This is a genomic window from Tahibacter soli (assembly GCF_025717065.2).
In the GTDB taxonomy this organism is placed as follows: Bacteria; Pseudomonadota; Gammaproteobacteria; order Xanthomonadales; family Rhodanobacteraceae; genus Tahibacter; species Tahibacter soli.
In genome coordinates this window covers 138,596-160,292 of record NZ_JAOVZO020000001.1, presented here as the reverse complement: position 1 = coordinate 160,292, position 21,697 = coordinate 138,596, and the positions used below count along the sequence as shown (strand labels likewise).

Below are 21,697 nucleotides of genomic sequence, written 5' to 3'. Positions count from 1 at the left end.
GCGATGGCGAAATTCCCTGAGCCGCCCGATGTCGACGCGCTACGGGCGATCGAACCGGCCATCCGCTGCGTGCGCAAGGGCACGCCGCTCGCCCGCATCTATTTCGCCGGCGGGCCGCATCCGGTCGCGTGGAACGCGTTCCGCCGCTTCGGGCCGACCGACGCGCGCTTCGATCATCACCTGCCCGACAAGGCCGGCAACGGCTTTATGCAGCGGCATCGCGCGATCTTCTACGCCGCGTCCGCGGCGGCGACGTGCCTTGCCGAAGTCTTCCAGACCGATCGCGTGATCAACAAGCAGCGGCGCGAGCCGTGGCTCGCGGTGTTCGCGCTCGCGCGCGACGTCGACCTCGTCGATCTCACCGGCAATTTCGTCACGCGCATGGGCGCGTCGACCGCGATCCATTCCGGCCCGCGCCATCGGGCGCGGCAGTGGGCGCAAGCGTTGTACGACGCGTATCCGCACTGCGCCGGCATCGCCTACTGCTCGTCGATGAACGGCAACGCGCCGGCGTTCGCGCTGACCGACCGCGCCGAAGCGCTCGACGTCCTGCCGCTCAAACCCGAATTCAATCGCGCGCTCGCCGATGCCGCGCTGACCGACCTCGTCGCGGCCGCCGCCGAAGACCTCGGCTACGGCCTGACCTGATCGGCGCGCTGCAGCCACGCGTCGGCCTGCGACGCGTCGGCGTCGCCGCCGCGTCCGTCGCGCAGCATCGCCGCCAGTCGTCGCATCGCGTCGCGATCGCCCGCCTCGGCCGCCCACGCGTACATGCCGCGCGCGAGCGTCTCGTCCTTGTCCACGCCGCGGCCTTCTTCCAGCGCGCGCCCCCAGCCGGCGAAGCCGCGCCGCTCGCCCTGTTGCGCAGCCGCCTTGAACCAGCGCAGCGATTCGGCCGCGTCGCCGGCCGCGCCGTCGCGCAGCGCGAGCGCGAGGCTCACCTGCGCGCGCGGGTCGCCGTAGCGCGCGCCACGGCGGAACAACTCGATCGCGCGTGCGCGGTCGCGCGGCACGCCGTCGCCGTTCGCGTGGATTTCGCCGAGCGTGCCGGCCGCGTTCTCGTCGCCGGCCGCGAGCGCCGCTTCGTAGTAGCCGCGCGCGCGCGCCGCATCGCGCGGCACGCCGGTGCCGGTGAGATACGCGCGGCCCAGCAGGCGCGTCGCGGTCGTCGCCCCCTGTTTCGCCGACCGCTCGAACCACGCGACGTCGCACTGCGCGGGTTTCGCCGCGGCGCCTAAGCACAGCGACGAACCGTACTGCCACTGCGCGACGGCGTCGCCGGCGCGTGCCGCCTTGCGCTGCCAGTCGGCGCCGAGACCGGCGTCGTACAGCGGCGAGCCGGCGCGCGCCAGCAGCTGCGAGAGCCTCAGCTGCGCGGCGGGCATGCCGATGCGCCGCGCCGCGCGATCGAGCGCGGCGTCGCGCGTGCGGCGCGACCGTTCGACGCCGACTCCCCGCTCGGCCAGCGCCGCCAGCAGCACGTCGCCGTCGGCGAGCTGCGCCGCCGCGACGCGCGCGAGTTCGGCGACGCGCGCGCCCGGCGGCACGTCGGCGAGCTGCGCGTACGCGAGCCACAATGATGCATAGTGCACATCGGGATTCACCTGCGCGTCGGCCGCCTGCGCGAGCGCGTCGCGCAGCGGCTCGTGCGCGAGGCTCATGCCGGGAAAGCCCGCGGCAAACAGTGCGATGCCGGTTCGCGCCCGTCCGCGCAGTTCCGGCTGCGTCGCGAGCAGCCGCGCGAATTCGAGCGCCGGCATGTCGGGATATTCGATCGCGTCGCCGCCGAGCTGCCCGAGCGTCGCGCGCATCAGATCGGCGAGATCGAACCGCACGATCGATTCGCGCCCGCCGTCCGGTGTCCGCACCGCCGCGACGTAGTACAGCCGGCGTCCGCCGCCGGCGATCTCGAACGTCGACGCCGTGATCGTTTCGCGTTTCGCGAGCAGATAGACGTACGCGTCGACGAGCGAAGCCACCGCGACGACGCGGTCGGGATGGTACTCGGCCGACGGCCGCTCGGCCGACGCCACCGCGGCGAGAAACGCCGTACGCAACGCGTTCGCGATGTCGACGCCGTCGCCCCGCTTGAGCGCGCACCGCATGCGCACGAAATGCGGGCCCAGGCGCCGCGGCTCCTGCGTCGCCAGCGCGTCGGCCGACGGCAGAAGCGTATCGCAGGCGGCGCCGGTCATTGCCGCGTCGAGGTCGGCGGCGAGCGCCGCGTCGAATTCGTGGCCCGACCGCGAACCGTACGCGCGGCGGTATGCGTCGCCGTCGACGCTGGCCGATTCGGCCAGCGGCGGCGCGCCGAACGCCGGCAGCGGCGACTTGCCGGTCGCCGCGTGCGCCGCGGCGCCGAACATCACGGCGCACGCGGCGAGATAGCGCAACATGCCTAGCCTTCCTCGGACGCGCGAATCTGGCGCAGCGCTTCGGCCACCTTGTCGAGCGCCGCGTCGCGCGCATCGAGCGTGTCGAACGCGTCGGACACGGCCGCCGTTTCGCCGTCGAGCGCAAGCCTGAAGCGCTTCGCGTCGTCGTCGCGCTCGACCGACACGTCGGCGTCGGGCGCGGCAAGCCGCGAGATCGTCGCGCCGGCATCCTTCGGATTCGCGAACGCCGGCGACAGCAGCAGCTGCTCGCCGTCAGCGGCAACGAGACGAAAATGGAAGCTGCCGGTCTTCTCGCGGAAGCTGACGAAACGCGCGGCCTTCGCCGACTTCGCGGCGCCGGCCTTCGCCTTCGCCGCGCCGCCCAGGCGTCGCAGTCCGACCGCTTCGCGCAATCCGGCCAGCAGCGGCGTCGCGATCGCGCGCGCCTTCTTCGCGCCCTGCTGCAGCACGTCTTCGATATCGTCCGGACGCGCGATCAGCTCCTCGTAGCGCGCGCGCATCGGCGCGACGTCGCGTTCGATGCGCTCGAACAGGCGCTGCTTGGCGTCGCCCCAGCCGAGGCCCGCGACGAGATCGGCGCGGAACGTTTCGGCGTCGGCCGCATCGGCGAACGCCCGGTAGAGCGTCAGAAGATGCGAGGCGTCGGCGTCCTTCGGCTCGCCCGGCAGGCGCGAGTCGGTGACGATGCGCGCGATCGTCTCCTTCAGTCGCTTCGCGCCGCCGTCGAACAGCGGAATCGTATTGTCGTAGCTTTTTGACATTTTCCGACCGTCGAGACCCGGCAGCGTCGCGACGCTTTCCTCGATCACGACTTCGGGCAGCACGAAATATTCGCGCCCGGCGCCGAACAGATGGTTGAAGCGCGCGCCGATGTCGCGCGCCATTTCGATGTGCTGAATCTGGTCGCGCCCGACCGGCACCTGGTGCGCGTTGAAGATGAGAATGTCGGCGGCCATCAGGATCGGATAGCTGTACAGGCCCATCGTGACGCCGGCATCGGGGTCTTCGCCGGCCGCGACGTTCTGGTCGACCGACGCCTTGTAGGCGTGAGCGCGGTTCATGAGGCCCTTGCCGGTCACGCAGGTGAGCAGCCACGTCAGCTCCGGAATTTCCGGAATGTCGGACTGGCGGTAGAAATACACGCGCTCCGGGTCGAGTCCGCAGGCGAGCCACGTCGCCGCGATTTCCAGGCGCGAACGCGCGATGCGCGCCGGGTCGTCGCACTTGATCAGCGCGTGGTAGTCGGCGAGGAAGTAGTACGACTCGACGTCGTCGCGCCGGCTGGCCGCGACCGCCGGGCGAATCGCGCCGACGTAGTTGCCGAGGTGCGGGGTGCCGGTCGTGGTGATGCCGGTGAGTACGCGGGTCTTCATTGCGTGAACGCTCTCGAAACGAAGGCCGCGCGCTGCGCGGCCGGGCGCGGCGCAAAACCGCGGGCAAGACCGCCAGTGTACGGGCAAACGCTTTGCAGACAAGGGCATACGTTCGCTTCGGGCGCCGATCGGCGTTGTAACCCCGTACCCGGCGGCTTCGCGTTCGATTGCCGCACATCCGGTCTGGAGCCCCACCATGAAAGCGCGCACCCTGTTGTCCGCCCTCGCTAGCTTGGCCATCGCCGCCTCGACGGCCGCGCAGGCCGGCAGCCTCGTCGACATCTCCGTCGTCGACCGCGACACCGGCACGACGCTGCCGCAATACCCGCAGCGCGGCCAGTATTACGTCGCCGGCACGCCGGGCCACCGCTACGCCGTGCGCATCGTCAACCGCAGCGCGCAGCGCGTGCTCGCCGTGCTGTCGGTCGACGGCGTCAACGCGATCAGCGGTCAGACCGCGAACCCGAACCAGTCGGGCTACGTGCTCGGCCCGTACGAGTCGACCGAAGTCGCCGGCTGGCGCAAGGACATGAGCGAGATCGCGGCGTTCGAGTTCACCGAGCTTTCCGATTCGTACGCGGCGCGCACCGGGCGGCCGGACAACGTGGGCGTGATCGGCGTCGCCGTGTTCCGCGAACGCTACGTGCCGCCGCCGCGCCCGATCTACCGCGACCGCATCGCCGACGACAAGCTCGGCGCCGCGCGCGAAAGCGAAGGCCGTCGCGCCGAAGCGCCGGCCGCGTCGACCGCACAGGCCGCGCCGCGCGGCGGCGCCGCCGACGCCGCCAAGCGCGCGCCGGCGCCGGCCGTCGAGGAATCGCTCGGCACCGGACACGGCCAGCGCGAGTCGAGCTACGCGAGCTACACGACGTTCGAGCGCGAGAGCAGCCGGCCGAACGAAGTCGTGTCGGTCTGGTACGACAGCTGGCGCAACCTTGCCGCGCGCGGCATCGTGCCGCGCCATCCGCGCCCGGTGCCGGACGAGCCGCAGGCGTTTCCGGCGGGCTTCGTCGCCGATCCGCCGCGTCGTTGATATTTTGTAGTCGTTTTCAATAGAACTTCCGGCCGCGCCGGGCCGGAAGTCGCTTTATCTTCTTGTTAACAATCTGAAGACGGGCGGCACGCCGCCCGTCGCGATCGTGCGCATCCGCCTTTGGGGGGACCTGCGTCGGCCCGCGTCTCAAGGGTCGATCGCAGGACGTCGAACAGGGGTGTTCATGGAAAGCACGATCGCAACGCTTGCGCCGATTTGGCCGCGAGCGTCGAATCGCCGGTATTTCTTGTCCGTTTTTTCGCGAGTGCTCGCCGTGCTCGCCGCCGGGCCGGGGCTCGTGTCGGCCGAGCCCGTGCCCGACGCCGGCTTTGGCAGCAACGGCATCGTCGACATCGCGCTGCCGGGTGCCTCGTATCTCAATCCGGCGCATGTCGCGGTGCTGCCCGACCGGCGCATCGCGGTCGCGAGGACCGATACGGGGCGTGACAGCGCGAGCGGCGCATTGACGGCGTCGTTCGCACGCCTGCTGCCCGACGGCCGGCCCGACGCGACGTTCGGCAACGGCGGCACGGTCACCTTCGTGCTGCGGCCCGCACCGGCCGACTACGCCGTGGCCGGCGACATCCATATGCGTGCGGACGGCAGCCAGTTCGTGCTGATGTCGACGACGACCGGCGCTGGCGATCCGTCGCCGCAGTCCGAAGCGCTGCTCCTCGCCGTCACGGCCGACGGCCGTCTCGATCCCGCATTCAACGCCGGCCAGCCGTTGCCGCTGGCGCCGTTCACCAGCGAAAAACTGTTCGTCGACGACAACGCGGTGGTCGTCGTCGGCATCGATCGCGAAACGTGTTGCGGCCACGTCACGCGACTGATCGCGCGGCGTCTGCATCTGGACGGCACGCCCGACATCGCGTTCGGCGCCGACGGCGTGCTCGACGTCGAATCGACGCCGGCGCAGATCCGCGATGCCATGCCCGTGCCGGGCGGCGGGCTGCAGATACTGTTCCTTGAATATACGAGTGCCGGCGAACGCTCGTTCTGGCGCCGCTACCGCGCGAACGGCAGTCTCGACACCGCCTTCGGCATCAACGGCGAAGCCGCCATTCCGACCCACGACGGGTTCGGTCTCAGACGCGTCTACGCGCTCGGCGACGGCACCTGGCTCGGCACCGAGGGTTCGAACTGCGGGCGCCGCATCCTCGATGCGCAGGGCAACATTCTCGTCACCTTCGCCAGCACGTGCACGCCGGGACTGGCGAGTACGAGCCAGAAGTTCCGCCCGCACGCTTGGGGCGAGCGCATCCTCATGCAAGGCGAGCAGCGCACGTACTTCATCTCGCTGCCGAGCGACGGATCCTACGCATGGGCGGTCGATCTCGACGGCCGCGTCGATGCTGCCTTCGCGCAGCCGCAGGACGACACCCGCTGGCGCATACCGGGCCCGCATTCGGCCAGCCACGACGTCGCCGCCGACGGCCCTCAACGTTTCGTCGTCGCGAGCGCCGAGTTCGCCGAAAACACGGTGCGCGTCCAGCGCTTCGTCGCGCCGCGCGGCACGACGCAGGCGCAACCGGTTCCGGCGCTCGGCCTTCCCGGCCTGCTGCTCGTCGTCGCCGGCACCGCCGCGTTCGCGGGGCGGCGGCTGCGCCGCCGCGACTGACCGGCCACGCGAATCGAACAACCACCCGGCACGCCTTCGGAGTTCACCATGTGGAAAGCGATACTCGTTCTCGCGCTCGCCCTGCCTTGCGTCGCGCGCGCGGCGCTGGCGCCCGACGCCGGCTTCGGCAATGCCGGCATCGTCGACCTCGCACTGCCGGGACAACGAAATGCCGGCACGACCCATACGGCGGTGCTGCCGGATCGTCGTGTCGTCGTGGCCGCCGTTCGCGGCAATCCGAGACCGTTCTGGACCATTCAACCGCTGCTGTGGGTCGCGCGGCTGCTGCCTGACGGCAGCCTCGATCCGACATTCGGCAACGGCGCGTCGGCGACGCTCGAGCTGGCGCAGGCCGAGCTGCAGTTCGTGCGGTTCAACGATGTTCACGTGCGCAACGACGGCAGTCTGTACGCACTCGTCACGCTCTCGTCGTCTGTCGGACACCAGACGATCCTCGCGAGCGTCACGGCCGACGGCCGCTTCGATCCGGCGTTCAACGCCGGCGCGCCGCTCGTCGTCGCGCCGCACGCCTACGAGAACCCCAAGGTGTTCGACACCGGCAGCGGCTATCTCGTCGTCGGCGTCGGACGGCTCGGAACCTTCGGCGTGCGGCTGGGCTTCGATGCCTGGCGCGTGCGCGCCGACGGGTCGCCCGATATCGCGTTCGGCGGCGGCGGCAGCATCGTCGTTCCCGGCAGCGGCGAAGGCATCGGCAGCACCGACGTGATGCCCGTTCCCGGCGGCGGTTTCCAGATCTTGAATTATCAACAAAGCGAAGCCGTTCCCAACTACTGGCGGCGCTACCGCGCCGACGGCAGCGTCGACACGGCGTTCGGCGACGGCGGCGTCGAGGCCATTCCGAACGTCGATTCGCCCGACGACGTCGTCCGGGACGTGTATCCGCTCGGCGACGGAACGTATGCCGCCGTCGCCGGCGCGTCGTGCGTGCAGCGCACGTTCGACGCGCACGGCCGAACGCTGTCGAAGTTCAGCGGCCTGTGCATCGGCGGCGCGACGAGCAATCCGAACGTGCAGCCTTACGGCGAGAAGCTGCTCGCGAACGCGGGGCAGTACTTCCCGGGTACGCCGTCGCCGGCCGACGGCACCTGGCTGTGGGTGCTCGACCGCAATGGCGCGATCGACCGCGCGTTCGCCGAACCGCAGGGCGACCGCTGGCGATCGCCGACGGATCCGAACGCCGACTACAGCGTCGGCGCCGACGGCGAGCGCGGCGTCGTGCTGGCGTCCGCCGGCGAGAATTCGATGCGCGTGCTGCGGTATCTCGACGTGCGCCGCGGCGCGTCGGACCAGCCGATTCCGGCGCTCGGCCTGCCGGCGTTGCTACTGCTGGCCGCCTGCGCCGCGGGATTGGCGCGGCGCCGGTTCGCGGTGCGCTGACCGTGGTCGCGGCGAAACGGTCCGTTCGCGGTTTCTTCGTCGTCGCGCTGTTTCTGGCCGTCGCGTCGACCGCGCGCGCCGTCGTCGTGCCGGATCCCGGATTCGGCGCCGGCGGCGTCGTCCAGGTCGCCGGGTTCGACGACAACGGCAGCGACGACGTGCACCTCGCGGTCGCCGCCGACGGCGCGCTCGTGTTCGCGCTGGCCGGCCGCAGCAGCGCGAGCGGGGGCAACGTGCTCGTCCTCGGCAAGCTGCAGGCAGACGGCGCGATCGACGCGGCGTTCGGCGGCGGCGTCGCGCAGACGCCGGTCGGCAGTCCGGCGCAGACGGTCAATCTGGCGCGACTGCTGCCGCTGTCCGACGGCGGCGTGCTCGCGTTCGTCTGGCTGCGCCGCGCCGCGGGCATCGGCGACGCGCTGCTGCTGCGCTTCGGCGCCGACGGAAAACCGTCGCGCGATTTCAACCACGGACTTGCGCTCTCGCTGCCGCTGCCGCAGACGGCCGACGCGTGGACGGCGCACAAGCACGGCGACGGTTTTCTGATCGCGTCGATTCCCTGGCGACCGTTCCTTTCGCTGCCGCCGATGACGCACGGCAGTGCGCGGCTCCTGCGCGTGACCGGCGACGGCCGGCTCGACACGGCGTTCGGCCGGGCCGGACTCGTCGAACTGCCCGACCTGCCGGGCCGCTACGGCGACACGATGCCGCTGCCGGACGGCGGATTTCAGGTATTGCACACCGCGGCGCGCGACGGCCGCGCGGTCAACCGCTGGCGCCGCTACCGCGCCGACGGCACGGTCGACGGCGGCGACGGCTGGCGCGACGTCGGCGACGACGGCGATCGGCACCTCGTCGACGTATTCGCGCTGGCGTCGGGCCGCTACGCGGTCGCGAGCGACGCGTCGATGCTGGCCGGCTATCTCGACCGCGAAGGCCGCATGACGACAGCGGTCGACGGCCCCGACAGCATCAGAACCGTGCAGCCGTTCGACCGCGGCCGTGCTTTGGTCGGCATCTATCGCGAAAGCGGCTTCATCCCCACGCCGGGCCATGGAACGTTCCTGTTCGCGCTCGACGCCGCAGGCACGCCCGACGGTACGTTCCGGGAACCCCGGCCGACCGGGACATTCGGGCTGCCGGCGCGGCTGACCCGGCACAACTTCGTCGCCGACTCGCCGTGGACGTTCGCGGTCGCCGACTACCACGCGGCGACCGGCATTCGCTTCCTGCGCTACGTCGAACTGCGTGGCGACGGCGGCGCGCGGCCGGTTCCGGCGGCGGGCACGCTGGCTTTGCTGTCGATCGCGCTGATCGTGCTGCTCGCGGGCTTGCGGCAGCTGCGGCATGGCGCGAGACGCTCAGTCGCGCATGAGCGTTGATTTTCCGAACAGGCTTTCAACGAGGTCGACGGCGAGCTTCGCGGTCTGGTTGCGCTTGTCGAACGCCGGGTTGAGTTCGACGATGTCGAGCGAACCCACCCGCCCCGTGTCGGCGATCATCTCCATCACGAGCTGCGCTTCGCGGTAGTTCGGGCCGCCCTTGACGCGCGTGCCGACGCCCGGCGCGATCGCCGGGTCGAGAAAATCGACGTCGAAGCTCACGTGCAGGTGCGTGTCGGCGTCGACGCCCTCGAGCGCTTCCTTCATCGCGCGGCTGACGCCGATTTCGTCGATGTAGCGCATGTCGTAGATGTCGAGCCCGACGTCGTGCACCAGCTTCTTTTCGCCCGGATCGACCGAGCGGATGCCGATCTGCCGGATTTCGCCCGGCTGCAGCGCCGGCGACGCGCCGCCGAGGTGCGTCAGTTCGGCCGGGCCGTAGCCGCACAGGCACGCGACCGGCATGCCGTGGACGTTGCCCGACGGCGTAATGACGTTCGTGTTGAAGTCGGCGTGCGCATCGAGCCACAGCACCCGCAGCTTCTTGCCGCGCTCGCGGCAGTGCCGCGCGACCGCGGTGATCGAGCCCATCGCCAGGCAATGGTCGCCGCCGAGCAGGATCGGCAGCGTCCCCGCCTCGAGTTCGGCGTAGACGGCGTCGAGCACGGCGCGGTTCCACGCGACCACTTCCTCCAGGTGCCGGTAGCCGTCGCGCGGCGGCAGCCACGGATTGACCGGACCGGCAAGATTGCCGCGGTCGATCACGTCGAGTCCGCGCCCTTTGAGCGCATGCGCGATGCCGGCGACGCGCAGCGCTTCGGGCCCCATCGAGGCGCCGCGATGGCCGGCGCCGATGTCGGTCGGCGCGCCGATCAGCACTACCGGTGGAAATGTATTCATGTGAACCTCGTTGGCGCAGGCCACGTGCGGCGCGCCCCTGCGGAAAACGCCAAGCATAGCCGCGCGCCGGGTCGCGCAGCCAGTTTCCGTACGCCGACGACTTCGCGCGGTTCAGAATGCGAGCGCGGTCACCAGGGCGCGGACGCGGGGTTCGATCAGGCGCAGGAGTTCGGCCTGCTCGCGGCCGTCGGCGTTGCGGGCGAGCCATTCGGCGATCGCGGCGTCGATCGGCTGCGCCAGTGCGCCGAGCTCGTCGAAGCCGTAGGCCGGCGCCGAACCGCTCAGGCGGTGCACCTGCTGGTGCAGTTCGACGAGCGCGCGCCGGTCTTGCGGCGCCGCGTCGCACGCCTGCCACTGCCGCGCGATGTCGCGCCCCTTTTGCGGCAGCGATTGCGCGTAGCGCTGGCGCAGTTCTTCCATTCGATCCACGGGTGTCGTCATCGGTAGCAATCGATACCTGCCAGACTACCGCGTCGGTTGCATAACGCGCGCCAAAACACTGTGAACAACATGTGCAGGATTGCAAACTGTCGCGCACAGCCGTTGCGCTGGTGGTAGTGTGACGTTTCTGGAAGTTTTTTAGGAGATCAGCCATGAGCGGCGTAGTCGACGCGGTAATGAATGAAATCGGCGACCAGGAAATCGGCGCGGTCGCACAGCGCTTCGGACTGTCGCCCGACGAGGCTCAGAACGCCATCGCACAGGCCCTGCCGCTGATGGTCGGGGCGCTGGCACGCAACAGCGCTACGCCCGAAGGCGCGCAGGCGCTGCACGGCGCCCTCGAACGCGACCACTCCGGCGTCGACATCGGCGGCCTGCTGGGCGGCCTGTTCGGCGGCGGCGCGCAGGGCGGCGGCGGTATCGGCGACGTGCTCGGCAGCGTCCTGGGCGGCGGCCGGGCCGGCGGCGCGCAGGGCGGCGGCATCGGCGACGTGCTCGGCGGCGTCCTGGGCGGCGGCCAGACCGGCGGCGCGCAGGGCGGCGGCATCGGCGACGTGCTCGGCAGCGTCCTGGGCGGCGGCCAGGCCGGCGGCACGCAGGGCGGCGGCATCGGCGGCGCGATACTCGGCCACATCTTCGGCTCACGGCAAAAGCAAGCGGCCGACGGCCTCGGTCAGACGACCGGCATGAGCGCCGGCAACGCGATGCAGCTCCTGGCGATGCTCGCGCCGATCGTCATGGCGGTGCTCGGCCGCATGAATCGCAACCAGCAGCTCGGGCCCGGCGGCCTCGGAGAAGCGCTCGGACGCGACAACGAGCGCGCGCGCGCCGGCGGCGGCGTCACCGGCGGCCTGCTGGGCGCCGTGCTCGACCGCGACGGCGACGGCGATGTGGATCTTTCCGACCTGATGCAGGTCGGCGGCGGTTTGATCGGTTCGATGGCCAGACGTTAATTCACGATAAGGAGAGAGCAATGGGACTGTTCGATTTCGTCAAAGAAGCAGGCGCAAAGGTGCTCGACGCGGTGGCGAATCCCGCCACGGCCGGCACGCAGATCAAACAGCACATCGAGAAGGAAATCGGCGTCAGCGACGTCGACGTCCAGTTCATCGACGGCACGGTCAAGGTCACCGGCAACGCGCAGACGCAGGCGGACAAGGAGAAACTGATCCTCGCGGCCGGCAACATCAAGGGCGTGCAGAACGTCGAAGACGCGGTGACGGTGGCCAAGCCCGACAGCGAATCGAAGATGTATACGGTTAAAAAAGGCGACACGCTGTCGAAGATCGCCAAGGAGGTCTACGGCAAGGCCGGCGACTACAACAAGATCTTCGAAGCGAACAAGCCGATGCTCAAGGATCCGGACCATATCTATCCGGGCCAGGTGCTGCGCATCCCGTAGGCCACGACGCATCCGATTTCTCGAAACCCCGGCCTTGCGCCGGGGTTTCCGGTGAGAACTCGCGCCCGGCGTTGCGCCAGGGTCGCCCGATCGCTCAGAAGCGCGCCTTGAGGAACGCCGAAGGGCCGCTCAGGTTGATGTTCAACTCGCCGTCGAAGTTCGTCTTGTCCGCGTCGATCTTGATGCGCTGCGCGCCGTATTCGATGCCGAAGCCGATCGCCTGCCACGGGAAGTACTCGAATCCGAGCGCGCCGTTGTAGATATGCCCGGAAATTGAACCGCTAGACTTGTATACGCCGGAAATGTCGGCGTACAGGCGCGCGCGGTCGGAGAACGCGTGGCGCCAGCCCAGTTCGACCAGCGGCGCCCACGCCGAAGCGCTCTCGTCCGTGCGTACGAACTGCGGCTCGCCGTTCAGCGTGGCCTCGCCCGCAACCTGGCCCGCGACGCGATAGTAGCCGGCGCCGAGGCCCACGCCCCAAACGTCGGCGTCGCCGGCCGGAATCCACCAGCGCCAGGCGACGGACGCGAAATCCATGTCGAGCCTGCCGTGCACCTGCGCGTCGACGTCGAACGTGCTGCCGTCGTACACGATCGTGCGGTCGAGCGTCTTCGTCGCGCTGCGGTTGAAGCTGTAGCCGTCGATTTCCAGGCCCTGGCTGTCGCCGATCAGAAAGCTCAGGCGCGCGCGCGCGACTTCGCGATCCTTGGTCAGGCCGAAGTCGTCTTCGAAATTCACGTTGCTGCCGAGCGAACCGCCGGAACCGTCGATGCGCGCGTCGGCGTCGCTGTCGGCCTGATAGACGCCGAGCGAGATGCTGATCCGGTCGAGCGCCGGATGCGTATCGGCCGCGGCGGCGCCGGCGGCGCCGGCCAGCACGGCCGCACAAATCGAGCGCGACAGCAGGTTTCTGTTTTTGTTCATGGGGATCCTTCCTTGCGTTTTCAGGGGAGAGACGTTGCCTTGGCCACGACGTCGATATTGTGTCACGACTGCAACGAGCGCGCTGTAACTCGCACAGCGGGCGCATCCGTTTCATTTCACATGTATCCACGTCAACACGTATACACGAACCGCGCCATGATGAAACATGTTTCATCGAATCGGCGGCCCGACCCGTACTATCGTCACATGCGCGCCCGGCATGCGCCACCGGACAGTCGCCGGCCATGGGGGACGAACGGAGAAACGTCGTGCATCGGTGGCACGGATTGATCGATGGCGCGAGCGACGACGGCATTCCTGCCGCGTACACGGTGACGCTTGAAGGCACTCCGCTGGATGCCGACGACGTCGTGCGCGTCCACGCCCGGCTGTCCGATCCGCACTGGCGGGCACAACAGGTACGCGACGCGCTCGTCGACGGCGTGCGCCTCGGCGCCGGCCAGCTGTGGCGGCCCGACCGGCGCGCGCGCGTGGACGTTCTGCGCGCCGAGCGCGGCGCCGACTCCGCGCGCGTCGTACTCGCGGTGAATACCGTGCTCGATCGCACGGCGTTGCATCTGCGCCTGCTGCAGCTGTTCGCCGACGACCGGCTGATCGAGCCGGCGGTGCGTCCGCGGGACGAATGAAGGTTTCCCGCGTATTGCGCGGGAGCCCTGCTTTTCAACGACGAAACGCTATCGGTCGATGTCGTCCGCGAAGGTGCTGTCGGCCGCGTCGCCGAACCGGCGGGGCCGAAGCTGCCGGCATCGGGCGTCGCCGCAGCCCCGGCACGCTGCGGTCGACGCACGTCGTGACGCTCTGCGCCGACGACGCGATCGCGACAGGGGGGATGACGCCGCCCCCCGCCGCCGCCCGAACGCTCGGCCCGGCGACGAATCCAACCGACTGCGCCTCGCCGTCGGGCGGATGTATCGAATGCGACCCGAGACGCAGTCGACCGGACGGTCTTGCCGGCTCTCCGGGGACGGCCGGCGCACGACGCCGTGCGGTTCTCGACCGTGCATATGCCTGCATTCGCGCCACCCGACGTTGACGGCGACGAACCCGGCGGCAATGCTTGGTGCCGACAGCGGCCGGGCGCAGGGGAATGAACGAGGCGATCACGGAACTCCTCGCGGCGGCCGGCCGCGGCGACGAAGACGCGCGGCAGCACCTGTTCCGGCGGCTCTACGACGAACTGCACCGCTGCGCGCACCGCCAGCTGCGCGGCGCGCGCGACCAGACGCTGTCGACGACCGCGCTGGTGCACGAAACGTATCTGAAGCTCGCCGGCGGCGCGCTCGACGCGACCAGCCGCGCGCACTTCATGGCGCTCGCCGCGCGCGCGATGCGGCAGGTGCTGATCGACCAGGCGCGCCGCGCGCAGGCCGGCAAGCGCGGCGGCGGCATCGCGCTCGTCACGCTCGACGAACACGTGCCGGACGGCGGCGACATCGCCGTCGACGTGCTCGCGCTCGACCAGGCGCTGTCGCAGCTCGAAACCGTCGACGACCGCGCGGCGCGCGTCGTGCAATGGCATTTTTTCGGCGGGCTGTCGTTCGCCGAAATCGCGCAGATCGAAGGCCTCACCGTACGCACGGTGCTGCGCGACTGGCAGGCCGCACGCGCGCTGCTCGCCGTGGAAATGCGACAGGGAGGCGGCGATGGATCTGCCGCATAGGCGCCGCGCGTTCGCCCTGCTGCGCGACGCGCTCGCGCTGGAGGATACCGAGCGCGACGCGTTCGTCACCGCCCAATGCGGCGGCGACCACGCGCTCGCCGCGACCGTGCGCGAACTCCTCGCGGCGGCGGCGGCCGGCAATCGCCTGCTCGATCGCGACGCCGGAGACGTCGCCGCCGAACTCGCGGGCGACGACGACGACCTGCCCGCCGGCACGATGCTCGGCGACTGGCGCGTCGTCCGCGAAATCGGCCGCGGCGGCATGGGCGCGGTGTATCTGGCCGAGCGCCGCGGCGACGACTTCGTGCAGCGCTGCGCGCTCAAGCTCGTCAAGCGCGGCATGGACAGCCGCGAAGTGCTCGCGCGCTTCAAGCGCGAGCGCGGCATCCTCGCGCGCCTTTCGCATCCGAACATCGCGCGCCTCGTCGACGGCGGCGTCGCGGCCGACGGCCGGCCGTGGCTCGCGATGGAATACGTCGACGGCGTGCCGCTCGACGCCTGGGCGGCCGGCGCCGATGCCGACGCGCGCCTGGCGCTCGCGCTGCGCCTTGCCGACGCGCTGTCGTACGCGCACCGCCAGCTCGTGGTGCACCGCGACCTGAAACCGTCCAACGTGCTCGTCGACGCGCGCGGCGAACCGCATCTGCTCGACTTCGGCATCGCAAAACTGCTTGAAGACGCCGACACGCCCGAGCGCACCGCCACCGCCGCGCGGTTTCTCACACGCGCCTACGCCGCGCCCGAACAGGTGCGCGGCGAGGACGCCGGTACCGCGACCGACGTGTACCAGTTCGGCGCGCTGCTGTACGAACTCGTCGCGGCGCGGCGGTTCGACGCCGCCGCGAACGCGCTGCGCGGCGACGTCGGCGTGATCGTGACGCGCGCGACCGACCCCGAACCCGCGCGGCGCTACGGCAGCGTCGACGCACTCGCGCAGGACCTGCGCCGCGCGCGCGCGGGCCTGCCGATCCTCGCGCGCGCCGACAGCGCCGGCTACCGCGCGCGGCGCTTTCTCGCACGGCACAGGCTCGGCGTCGCCGCCGCCGCGATCGCGTTCGCCGCACTCGTCGGCGGCACGGCCGTCGCGCTGTGGCAGGCGCGCATCGCGCGCGCCGAGGCGCGCCGCGCCGAAGCGGTGAACGGATTTCTCGAGGATATTTTCCGCAGCATCGATCCGGCCAATTCGCGAGGCCGCGAAGCGACCGCGAAAGACCTCGTCGACGAAGCCGCCGCGCGCATCGGACGCGAACTCGCCGACCAGCCCGCCGCCGCCGCGCAGCTGCGCGCCGTGCTCGGCGCCAGCTACGTCGGACTCGGCGACTACGCCGCGGCCGAAGCGCAGTTCCGCGCCGCGCTGCCGTTGTTCTCGCGCGAGCAGGCCGCGCTAGCGATCGACACGCGGCACTCGCTCGCGCAGGTACGCGGCGTCGCGGGCGACTACGACGACGCGACCGCACTGATCGACGAGGCCGAGGCGCTGCGCGTCGCGCGGCGTCCCGACGACGCCGACCTCGCCGACCTGCTCACGTTCGAACGCGCGAGCATTCTCGGCGCGCGCGGCCACTACGCGCAGGCCGTCGCGCTCGCGCGCCGGGCGCTCGCGTCGCGTCGCGAACGGCTCGGCCCCGACGCGCCGGCAACGCTCAGCGCCGAGCAGTCGACGGCGATCCACCTGAACGACCTCGGAGAAACCGGCGAGGCCATCGCCCTGGTCCGGCACATCGTCGACGTCGAGCGGCGCACGCTCGCGCCGGACGATCCCACGCGAGGTCCGGCGCTGTTCAACCTCGCGACGTACCAGGCCGACGCCGGCGACTACGCGGCGTCGCTCGTCACCATCGACGAGGCGCTGGCGCTGCGCCGCAAGACGCTGCCGCCGAACCACGCCGACATCGCGCGCACGCTCGGACGCAAGGCGGTGAGCCTCGAGCGTACCGGCGATGCGGCGCAGGCGCTCGCGCTGCGGCCGGAAATCATCGCGATCCTGCGCGCGCAGCCGCAGCCCGACAAGGGCCTGCTGGCGCAGGAACTCAACAACTGGGGCGTCAACTGCTACCGGCTCGGCGATCTCGACGGCGCCACGCAGCACGTCGGCGAAGCGCTCGCGCTGTGGCAGACGATGCTGCCGGCCGACCACACCTACGTGCTGACCGCGCGCAGCAGCCTTGCCGCGCTCGCGACGAACCGCGGCCGACTGGCCGACGGCGAGGCGCAGCTGCGTCTCGTGCTCGCCGCGCGCGACGCGGCCACCGCGCGCGACGGCGACAGCCTCGCGAGCGCGAGCGGCTGGCTCTCGTCGCAGTCGGCGCTGATCGCAAACCTGCGCTACCAGGGCCGCGCGGCCGAGGCGCTGGCGCCGGCGCGCGAGGCGATCGCGCGCGTCGACAAGTTCTACACGGCGCCCTCGCTCGAACGCAGCACCGCGCGCGGCGATCTCGCCGCCGTGCTCGCCGACACCGGCGACTGCGCGCAGGCCGAACCGGTTGCGCAGTCGGCACTCGACGATGCCCGGGCACTCGCGCCGGCCGGCATCATCGAAGGCGCGCACGCGTCGTTGGTTCTCGGCGGCTGCGCACTCGCACGGCGCGATTTCGCGGGCGCAAGGACGCAGTTCCGCGACGCCGTCGCCGGCTACGCGCAGGCCGGCGGCGCGGACCACTGGCGCACCGCGTTCGCGCGCGGGCAGTTGGGCCGCGCGCTGCTCGGCGCCGGCGAGCGCGACGCGGCCCGCACCGAACTCGACGCGGCCGTCGGCGTGCTCGCCGTGCAGCGGCCGTGGCTGCGCGATCTCGTGTCGCTGCGCGCGGCGCAGGCCTCGCTCGCGCGCTGAATGTCACTTTCCGCCGCGCCGCTGCGTACTCCCGGACACCGAATCCGTGGAGTACCGCCATGCCGTCGCCCTGTCGCCTGTTCGTCGCCGTCGCCGCCCTCCTCCCGCTCGCGCAGATCCGGGCAGCCGACAACGCGGTCGATACCACGTTCGCGGCGGGACTGACCGATACGCCGGCCGGGTGGCGGCGCAGCTTTCAGGCCGGCGGCGGGACGCAGGACGAGCGCATCGTCGGCGTGCGGCGCACGCCTGACGGCGGCTACGTCATCGCCGGCGCGATCGCCGGCGGCGCCGCCGGCAGGTTGATTTTTCTGCATAAATTTCGACGCAACGGCACGAACGACAGCACGTTCGGCACGGACGGGCGCGTCGTCAAGGACGCGTTCCTGAGCACCGTCACCGACATGACCGTCGACGCGCAGGGCCGCATCGTCGTCGTCGGCGCGACGCCCGGCGCGCTCGGCCAGGCCGACTTCGGCGTCGTCCGTTTCCTTGCGAACGGCGCCGACGACACGAGCTTCGCCGGCGACGGCGGCACGTCGGTCGCGTTCGACTACGACGCCCCGCACAGCCGCGTCAACGACACGCCGGGCAGCGTCGCGACCTTGCCGGACGGCTCGGTCGTCGTCGCCGGCATGATCAGCGACGACGACAACGGCACGCCGATGACGACCGTCGGCGTGGTCAAGCTCAAGCCCGACGGCGCGCGCGACACGGCGTTCGGCTCGTCCGGCAACGGCACCGCGCTGTACTGCCGGGCGCAATGCCGCAACGTCGTCAGCGTCGCGCGCGTCGTGCACGACGCGACGCGCAACCGGCTCGTCATCGGCGGCGACTATGCGGAGGGCGCGAGCAATACCGACTGGTTCATCGTCACGCGCGATCTCGTCACGTCGTCGTCGACGACCTTCACCTATGCGATCGACCGCGGTACCGCCGGCGGCTTTCCGCTCGACTACATGCGCGGCATCGCGGTGCAGGCCGACGGCAAGATCCTCGCGGCCGGCTATACGACGATGTCCGACCTGAAAGTGCGCGGCGTCGTGCTGCGCCGGCAGGCCGCGAGCGTCGCGGAAGACACGACGTTCGGCAACGTCGCCGGCCGCGGCCTGTTCGTGACCGGCACGAACGACACGATCTACGGCGACGTGGCCGTCGACGGTCTCGGCCGCGTCGTCGTCGCCGGCGAATACGCCGCGGCGCGCAAGGGCGCCGTGCTGCGCCTGACCGCGGCGGGCGTGCCGGACACGGCGTTCAACGGCACGAGCGCCGAAACGCTGTACACGGCGCGCCGTTCGACGCCGACGATCGAGTCGTACAGCACGACGTTCAGGCGCATCGCGCTCGACGGCGGCCAGCCGCTCGTCGCCGGAGAATCGCCCGATTCGGCCACCGCCAACACCGACTACGATCTCGTGCTGACGCGGCTGTCGTCGGATCTCGTTTTCGCCGACGGTTTTTGAACGATCCACAACGGAGGATGTGGAAAAACCCTTTCTTCTCGCGTACCGCAACGAGAACCCCGAAACGGTTCCCTCCGCGTGTTGTCAGGTAACGTGGATCGCCGGGGAGGGGCGAATGCACGCGACGACATCGGAACATCGCACGGACGAGCGCTGGACAACGGTGCGCCGGTTGTTCGACGAGGCGCTCTCGCTCGATCCGGCGGCGCGCGACGCGTATTTGCGCCGTGCTGCCGCCGATGAAGCCGTGCTCGCCGCGGTGTATCGCCTCATCGCGGCGCACGAAGCGTTCACGGGAACAGGCGAAGCGCCGGGCGCCGATCCCGTCGCACGCGCGATCGACGCGATGCTGCGCGACGGCGACCTCGACGCCGGCGCGCAGATCGCCGAATTCCGTCTCGAACGCCTGCTCGGCGAAGGCGGCATGGGCCGCGTGTATCTGGCCCAGCGGCAGGTGGCCGGCGTCGTCCAGCGCGTCGCGCTGAAGATCGTGCCGTTCGCCGTGCACGAACGCCGCACGATCGAACGTCTGCGGCACGAGCGCGCGATACTCGCGACGCTCGACCATCCGGGCATCGCGCGCCTGATCGACGCCGGCGAGCTGCCCGACGAACGTCCCTACTTCGCGATGGAATACGTCGACGGCGTCGCGATCACGCGCTACTGCGACGAACGCACGCTCGATCTCTGCGCGCGGCTGACCCTGTTCGCCGACGTCTGCGAGGCCGTCGCTTACGCGCATCGGCGACTCGTGCTGCATCGCGACCTCAAGCCCGGCAACATCCTCGTCGATCGCGACGGCCGCGTGCGCCTCGTCGACTTCGGCATCGCCAAGTCGCTCGACGGCGTCGCGGCGAACGGCGAGGCCACCGTCGACGGCGGCTTCTTCTCGATCGGATCGGCCGCGCCCGAACAGGTGCTCGGCCTGCCCACGTCCGTGGCGACCGACGTCTACGGCCTCGGCTGCGTACTGCACGAACTCCTCGCCGGCGTGCTGCCGTTCCGCTTCGCCAACTTCGCGCGCGAGGCGATCGTCGACACGATCGTGCATCGCCCGGCGGGGCCGGCGAGCGAGTCGGCCCGCGCGAACGACACCGCCGCGCGGCAGCGGCAGCTGCCCGACGGCAACGCGCTCGCCGCCGCGCTGCGCGGCGATCTCGACGCGATCGTCGCGAAAACCCTGCGTAAGGAACCCAACGACCGTTACCGCTCGGTCGACGATCTCGCCGCCGACGTGCGCAACGTGCTTGCCTTCCGGCCGATCGCCTTGCGCGCGTCCGAATTCCGGTATCGCAGCAGGCTGCTGCTGCGCCGCAACCGGCTGACCGCGGCGACGGCACTGGCGCTCGGCATCGCCGTGCTGGCAGCCGGCACATCGTCGATCGTGCTGTCGCGCCGCGCCGCCGCCGAACGCGACCGCGCCGTCGCCGCGCTGGCGACCGCGCAGCTGCAACGCGACCACGCGCGCCGCGTGACGAGCTTTCTCGTCGACGCGTTCGAAGCCGCCGACCCGGTCAAGGCGCGCGGTCGCGAACTGCGCGCCGACGAACTCCTCGCCAGCGCCGTGGCATCGCTCCAACAGAACCCGGCCAAACAAGACCCCGCGCTGCGCGCAACGATCGCACAGACGCTGGCCCACCTGTTTTTCGCGCTCGACCGGCTGCCCGAATCGTTGCAGCAGGCGCAGATCGCACGCACGGCGTTCGATGCCGCGGGCGGCACGGCGGCCGATCTCGCCGCCAACCAGGCACTGACCGATGCGGAGGCCGCCTTCGTCCAGACCCGCTACAACGAGGCAATCGCCATTTCGCGCGACGCGCTCGCGCGTCCGGGCAGCGCCATCGAAGACGGCGATCTGGCGTACAACCTGCACCTCGTGCGCAATCGCGCGACGGCGGCGAGCGGCCGCTATCGCGAGGCCGAAAAACGCTACGAAGAAACGATTGCGCAGTTGTCCGGGCGCCGCGACATCGGCGTCGACCGCATCGAGCGCTTGCGCCAGCAGCACGCGCAGGTGCTGTCCGACAACGACCGCAACGCCGACGCGCGCGCGCGGCTCGAAGCGCTGCTCGCCGAACAGCGCGCGCGCGGCAGCGCCGACGATCCGGCGCTGACCGAAACGCTGCGGCTCCTGGCGCAGACGCTGCTGCGCCTGGGCGCCGCGCCGGAGGACAAGGACGAGCTCTATCGTCTTGCGGGTCTGTACAACGACGAAGCGCTCGCGCGGCATACGGCAATGTACGGCGACGACAACGCGATGGGCGCGTATCTCCTGCGCAACAAGGCGACGTTGCTGGCGGTCGACGGCACCGTCGGCGAGGCGATGCAGATCTACCGGCGAGCCGCCGACATCGGGGCACGTCGCATCGGCGAGCGCAGCGCGTTCATGGTGCTGCTGTACATGCGCATGAGCCACCACTATCGCGACCTGTTCGGCGACGCGGGCCAGGCCGAATACGCGGCGCGCAAGGCGCTCGCCGCCAGCCCGTCCGAAGGCAGCGTCAGCCGCGCGGCGTCATTGATGATCCTGGCCAATCTGCTCGCGGCGCAGGATCGCCGCTTCGAGGCCGAATACTACGTCGACACGGCATTGTCGCTACTGTCCCCCGAACACCTCGAACGCGCGTACCTTGACCTGCAGCTCGCGTGGCTGTACTTCCGCCAATACCGGTTCGACGACGCCGCAGCGTTGTTGACGCCATACGTCGTTCGCGGTGTGACCGGGGGCGGCACGAAGGGCGCCAACCGCGAACGGTACGAACAATTGTTGGAAATGGCAGCGTTCTATCGCTTCCGGGTTCCGTAAGCTATCGCCATCGCAACCGTCGGGTCCGGCGCACCCGAACGAGACCATC

General features: G+C 70.6%; 17 protein-coding genes. 12 read left to right on the top strand and 5 right to left on the bottom strand.

What is annotated here, in order from left to right; genetic code table 11:
• Positions 1–3: 3 nt before the first annotated feature.
• Complete coding sequence (locus tag OD750_RS00755) at positions 4–648, top strand: RES domain-containing protein (protein ID WP_263544487.1); 645 nt, start codon at positions 4–6, stop codon at positions 646–648.
• Here OD750_RS00755 and OD750_RS00750 read toward each other — a convergent pair.
• Entirely contained in the window at positions 633–2,396 is a 1,764-nt protein-coding gene (locus OD750_RS00750; RefSeq protein ID WP_263544486.1) for a tetratricopeptide repeat protein, read from the bottom strand. The two genes, OD750_RS00755 and OD750_RS00750, sit on opposite strands and share 16 nt — an antisense overlap.
• 2 nt (positions 2,397–2,398) lie before the next feature.
• A complete protein-coding gene (locus OD750_RS00745) occupies positions 2,399–3,769 on the bottom strand; it encodes a tryptophan--tRNA ligase (protein WP_263544485.1) in 1,371 nt (456 codons plus the stop codon).
• A 196-nt stretch (positions 3,770–3,965) separates the two neighbouring features.
• Between OD750_RS00745 and OD750_RS00740 the strand changes: the two genes are divergently transcribed.
• From OD750_RS00740 to OD750_RS00725, 4 genes are all read left to right on the top strand, one after another.
• Complete coding sequence (locus OD750_RS00740; RefSeq protein ID WP_263544484.1) at positions 3,966–4,802, top strand: hypothetical protein; 837 nt, start codon at positions 3,966–3,968, stop codon at positions 4,800–4,802.
• A 247-nt stretch (positions 4,803–5,049) separates the two neighbouring features.
• Complete coding sequence (locus OD750_RS00735) at positions 5,050–6,423, top strand: NHL repeat-containing protein (protein ID WP_263544483.1); 1,374 nt, start codon at positions 5,050–5,052, stop codon at positions 6,421–6,423.
• A 48-nt stretch (positions 6,424–6,471) separates the two neighbouring features.
• The gene (locus tag OD750_RS00730) at positions 6,472–7,821 is read left to right on the top strand and encodes an NHL repeat-containing protein (RefSeq protein ID WP_263544482.1); all 1,350 of its coding nucleotides are present in this window, start codon (positions 6,472–6,474) and stop codon (positions 7,819–7,821) included.
• A 2-nt stretch (positions 7,822–7,823) separates the two neighbouring features.
• The gene (locus OD750_RS00725) at positions 7,824–9,200 is read left to right on the top strand and encodes a hypothetical protein (protein WP_263544481.1); all 1,377 of its coding nucleotides are present in this window, start codon (positions 7,824–7,826) and stop codon (positions 9,198–9,200) included.
• Here OD750_RS00725 and rocF read toward each other — a convergent pair.
• Both rocF and OD750_RS00715 read right to left on the bottom strand, forming a co-directional pair.
• Entirely contained in the window at positions 9,180–10,100 is a 921-nt protein-coding gene (gene rocF, locus OD750_RS00720; protein ID WP_263544480.1) for an arginase, read from the bottom strand. The two genes, OD750_RS00725 and rocF, sit on opposite strands and share 21 nt — an antisense overlap.
• 111 nt (positions 10,101–10,211) lie before the next feature.
• A complete protein-coding gene (locus OD750_RS00715; RefSeq protein WP_263544479.1) occupies positions 10,212–10,541 on the bottom strand; it encodes an Hpt domain-containing protein in 330 nt (109 codons plus the stop codon).
• Positions 10,542–10,693: 152 nt separating this feature from the next.
• Between OD750_RS00715 and OD750_RS00710 the strand changes: the two genes are divergently transcribed.
• Both OD750_RS00710 and lysM read left to right on the top strand, forming a co-directional pair.
• Positions 10,694–11,494, top strand: coding sequence for a DUF937 domain-containing protein (locus OD750_RS00710; protein WP_263544478.1), 801 nt, complete (start codon positions 10,694–10,696; stop codon positions 11,492–11,494).
• 20 nt (positions 11,495–11,514) lie between these two features.
• The gene (lysM, locus tag OD750_RS00705) at positions 11,515–11,943 is read left to right on the top strand and encodes a peptidoglycan-binding protein LysM (protein WP_263544477.1); all 429 of its coding nucleotides are present in this window, start codon (positions 11,515–11,517) and stop codon (positions 11,941–11,943) included.
• 94 nt (positions 11,944–12,037) lie between these two features.
• Here lysM and OD750_RS00700 read toward each other — a convergent pair whose 3' ends face one another.
• Positions 12,038–12,868, bottom strand: coding sequence for a hypothetical protein (locus OD750_RS00700; RefSeq protein WP_263544476.1), 831 nt, complete (start codon positions 12,866–12,868; stop codon positions 12,038–12,040).
• A gap of 269 nt (positions 12,869–13,137) precedes the next feature.
• Here OD750_RS00700 and OD750_RS00695 point away from each other — a divergent pair, with 269 nt between their 5' ends.
• The 5 genes from OD750_RS00695 to OD750_RS00675 all read left to right on the top strand — a co-directional run bounded on the left by OD750_RS00695 (position 13,138) and on the right by OD750_RS00675 (position 21,648).
• Entirely contained in the window at positions 13,138–13,515 is a 378-nt protein-coding gene (locus OD750_RS00695) for a hypothetical protein (protein ID WP_263544475.1), read from the top strand.
• A 461-nt stretch (positions 13,516–13,976) separates the two neighbouring features.
• Complete coding sequence (locus tag OD750_RS00690; RefSeq protein ID WP_263544474.1) at positions 13,977–14,549, top strand: ECF-type sigma factor; 573 nt, start codon at positions 13,977–13,979, stop codon at positions 14,547–14,549.
• The gene (locus tag OD750_RS00685; RefSeq protein WP_263544473.1) at positions 14,533–17,379 is read left to right on the top strand and encodes a serine/threonine-protein kinase; all 2,847 of its coding nucleotides are present in this window, start codon (positions 14,533–14,535) and stop codon (positions 17,377–17,379) included. The genes OD750_RS00690 and OD750_RS00685 overlap by 17 nt, the downstream gene beginning before the upstream one ends.
• Positions 17,380–17,438: 59 nt before the next feature.
• Complete coding sequence (locus OD750_RS00680; RefSeq protein ID WP_263544472.1) at positions 17,439–18,842, top strand: NHL repeat-containing protein; 1,404 nt, start codon at positions 17,439–17,441, stop codon at positions 18,840–18,842.
• Between the two features lie 115 nt (positions 18,843–18,957).
• On the top strand, positions 18,958–21,648 hold the full coding sequence (locus tag OD750_RS00675; RefSeq protein WP_263544471.1) for a serine/threonine-protein kinase: 2,691 nt from the start codon (positions 18,958–18,960) through the stop codon (positions 21,646–21,648).
• Positions 21,649–21,697: the final 49 nt, after the last annotated feature.

Excerpts from the sequence above, each read along its gene's own strand:
- OD750_RS00700 (WP_263544476.1), bottom strand. The coding sequence starts at position 12,868 with ATGAACAAAAACAGAAACCTGCTGTCGCGCTCGATTTGTGCGGCCGTG.
- OD750_RS00745 (WP_263544485.1), bottom strand. The coding sequence starts at position 3,769 with ATGAAGACCCGCGTACTCACCGGCATCACCACGACCGGCACCCCGCAC.
- OD750_RS00710 (WP_263544478.1), top strand. The coding sequence starts at position 10,694 with ATGAGCGGCGTAGTCGACGCGGTAATGAATGAAATCGGCGACCAGGAA.
- OD750_RS00690 (WP_263544474.1), top strand. The coding sequence starts at position 13,977 with ATGAACGAGGCGATCACGGAACTCCTCGCGGCGGCCGGCCGCGGCGAC.
- OD750_RS00750 (WP_263544486.1), bottom strand. The coding sequence starts at position 2,396 with ATGTTGCGCTATCTCGCCGCGTGCGCCGTGATGTTCGGCGCCGCGGCG.
- rocF (WP_263544480.1), bottom strand. The coding sequence starts at position 10,100 with ATGAATACATTTCCACCGGTAGTGCTGATCGGCGCGCCGACCGACATC.
- OD750_RS00675 (WP_263544471.1), top strand. The coding sequence starts at position 18,958 with ATGCACGCGACGACATCGGAACATCGCACGGACGAGCGCTGGACAACG.
- OD750_RS00685 (WP_263544473.1), top strand. The coding sequence starts at position 14,533 with ATGGATCTGCCGCATAGGCGCCGCGCGTTCGCCCTGCTGCGCGACGCG.
- OD750_RS00715 (WP_263544479.1), bottom strand. The coding sequence starts at position 10,541 with ATGACGACACCCGTGGATCGAATGGAAGAACTGCGCCAGCGCTACGCG.
- OD750_RS00730 (WP_263544482.1), top strand. The coding sequence starts at position 6,472 with ATGTGGAAAGCGATACTCGTTCTCGCGCTCGCCCTGCCTTGCGTCGCG.
- OD750_RS00680 (WP_263544472.1), top strand. The coding sequence starts at position 17,439 with ATGCCGTCGCCCTGTCGCCTGTTCGTCGCCGTCGCCGCCCTCCTCCCG.
- lysM (WP_263544477.1), top strand. The coding sequence starts at position 11,515 with ATGGGACTGTTCGATTTCGTCAAAGAAGCAGGCGCAAAGGTGCTCGAC.
- OD750_RS00740 (WP_263544484.1), top strand. The coding sequence starts at position 3,966 with ATGAAAGCGCGCACCCTGTTGTCCGCCCTCGCTAGCTTGGCCATCGCC.
- OD750_RS00755 (WP_263544487.1), top strand. The coding sequence starts at position 4 with ATGGCGAAATTCCCTGAGCCGCCCGATGTCGACGCGCTACGGGCGATC.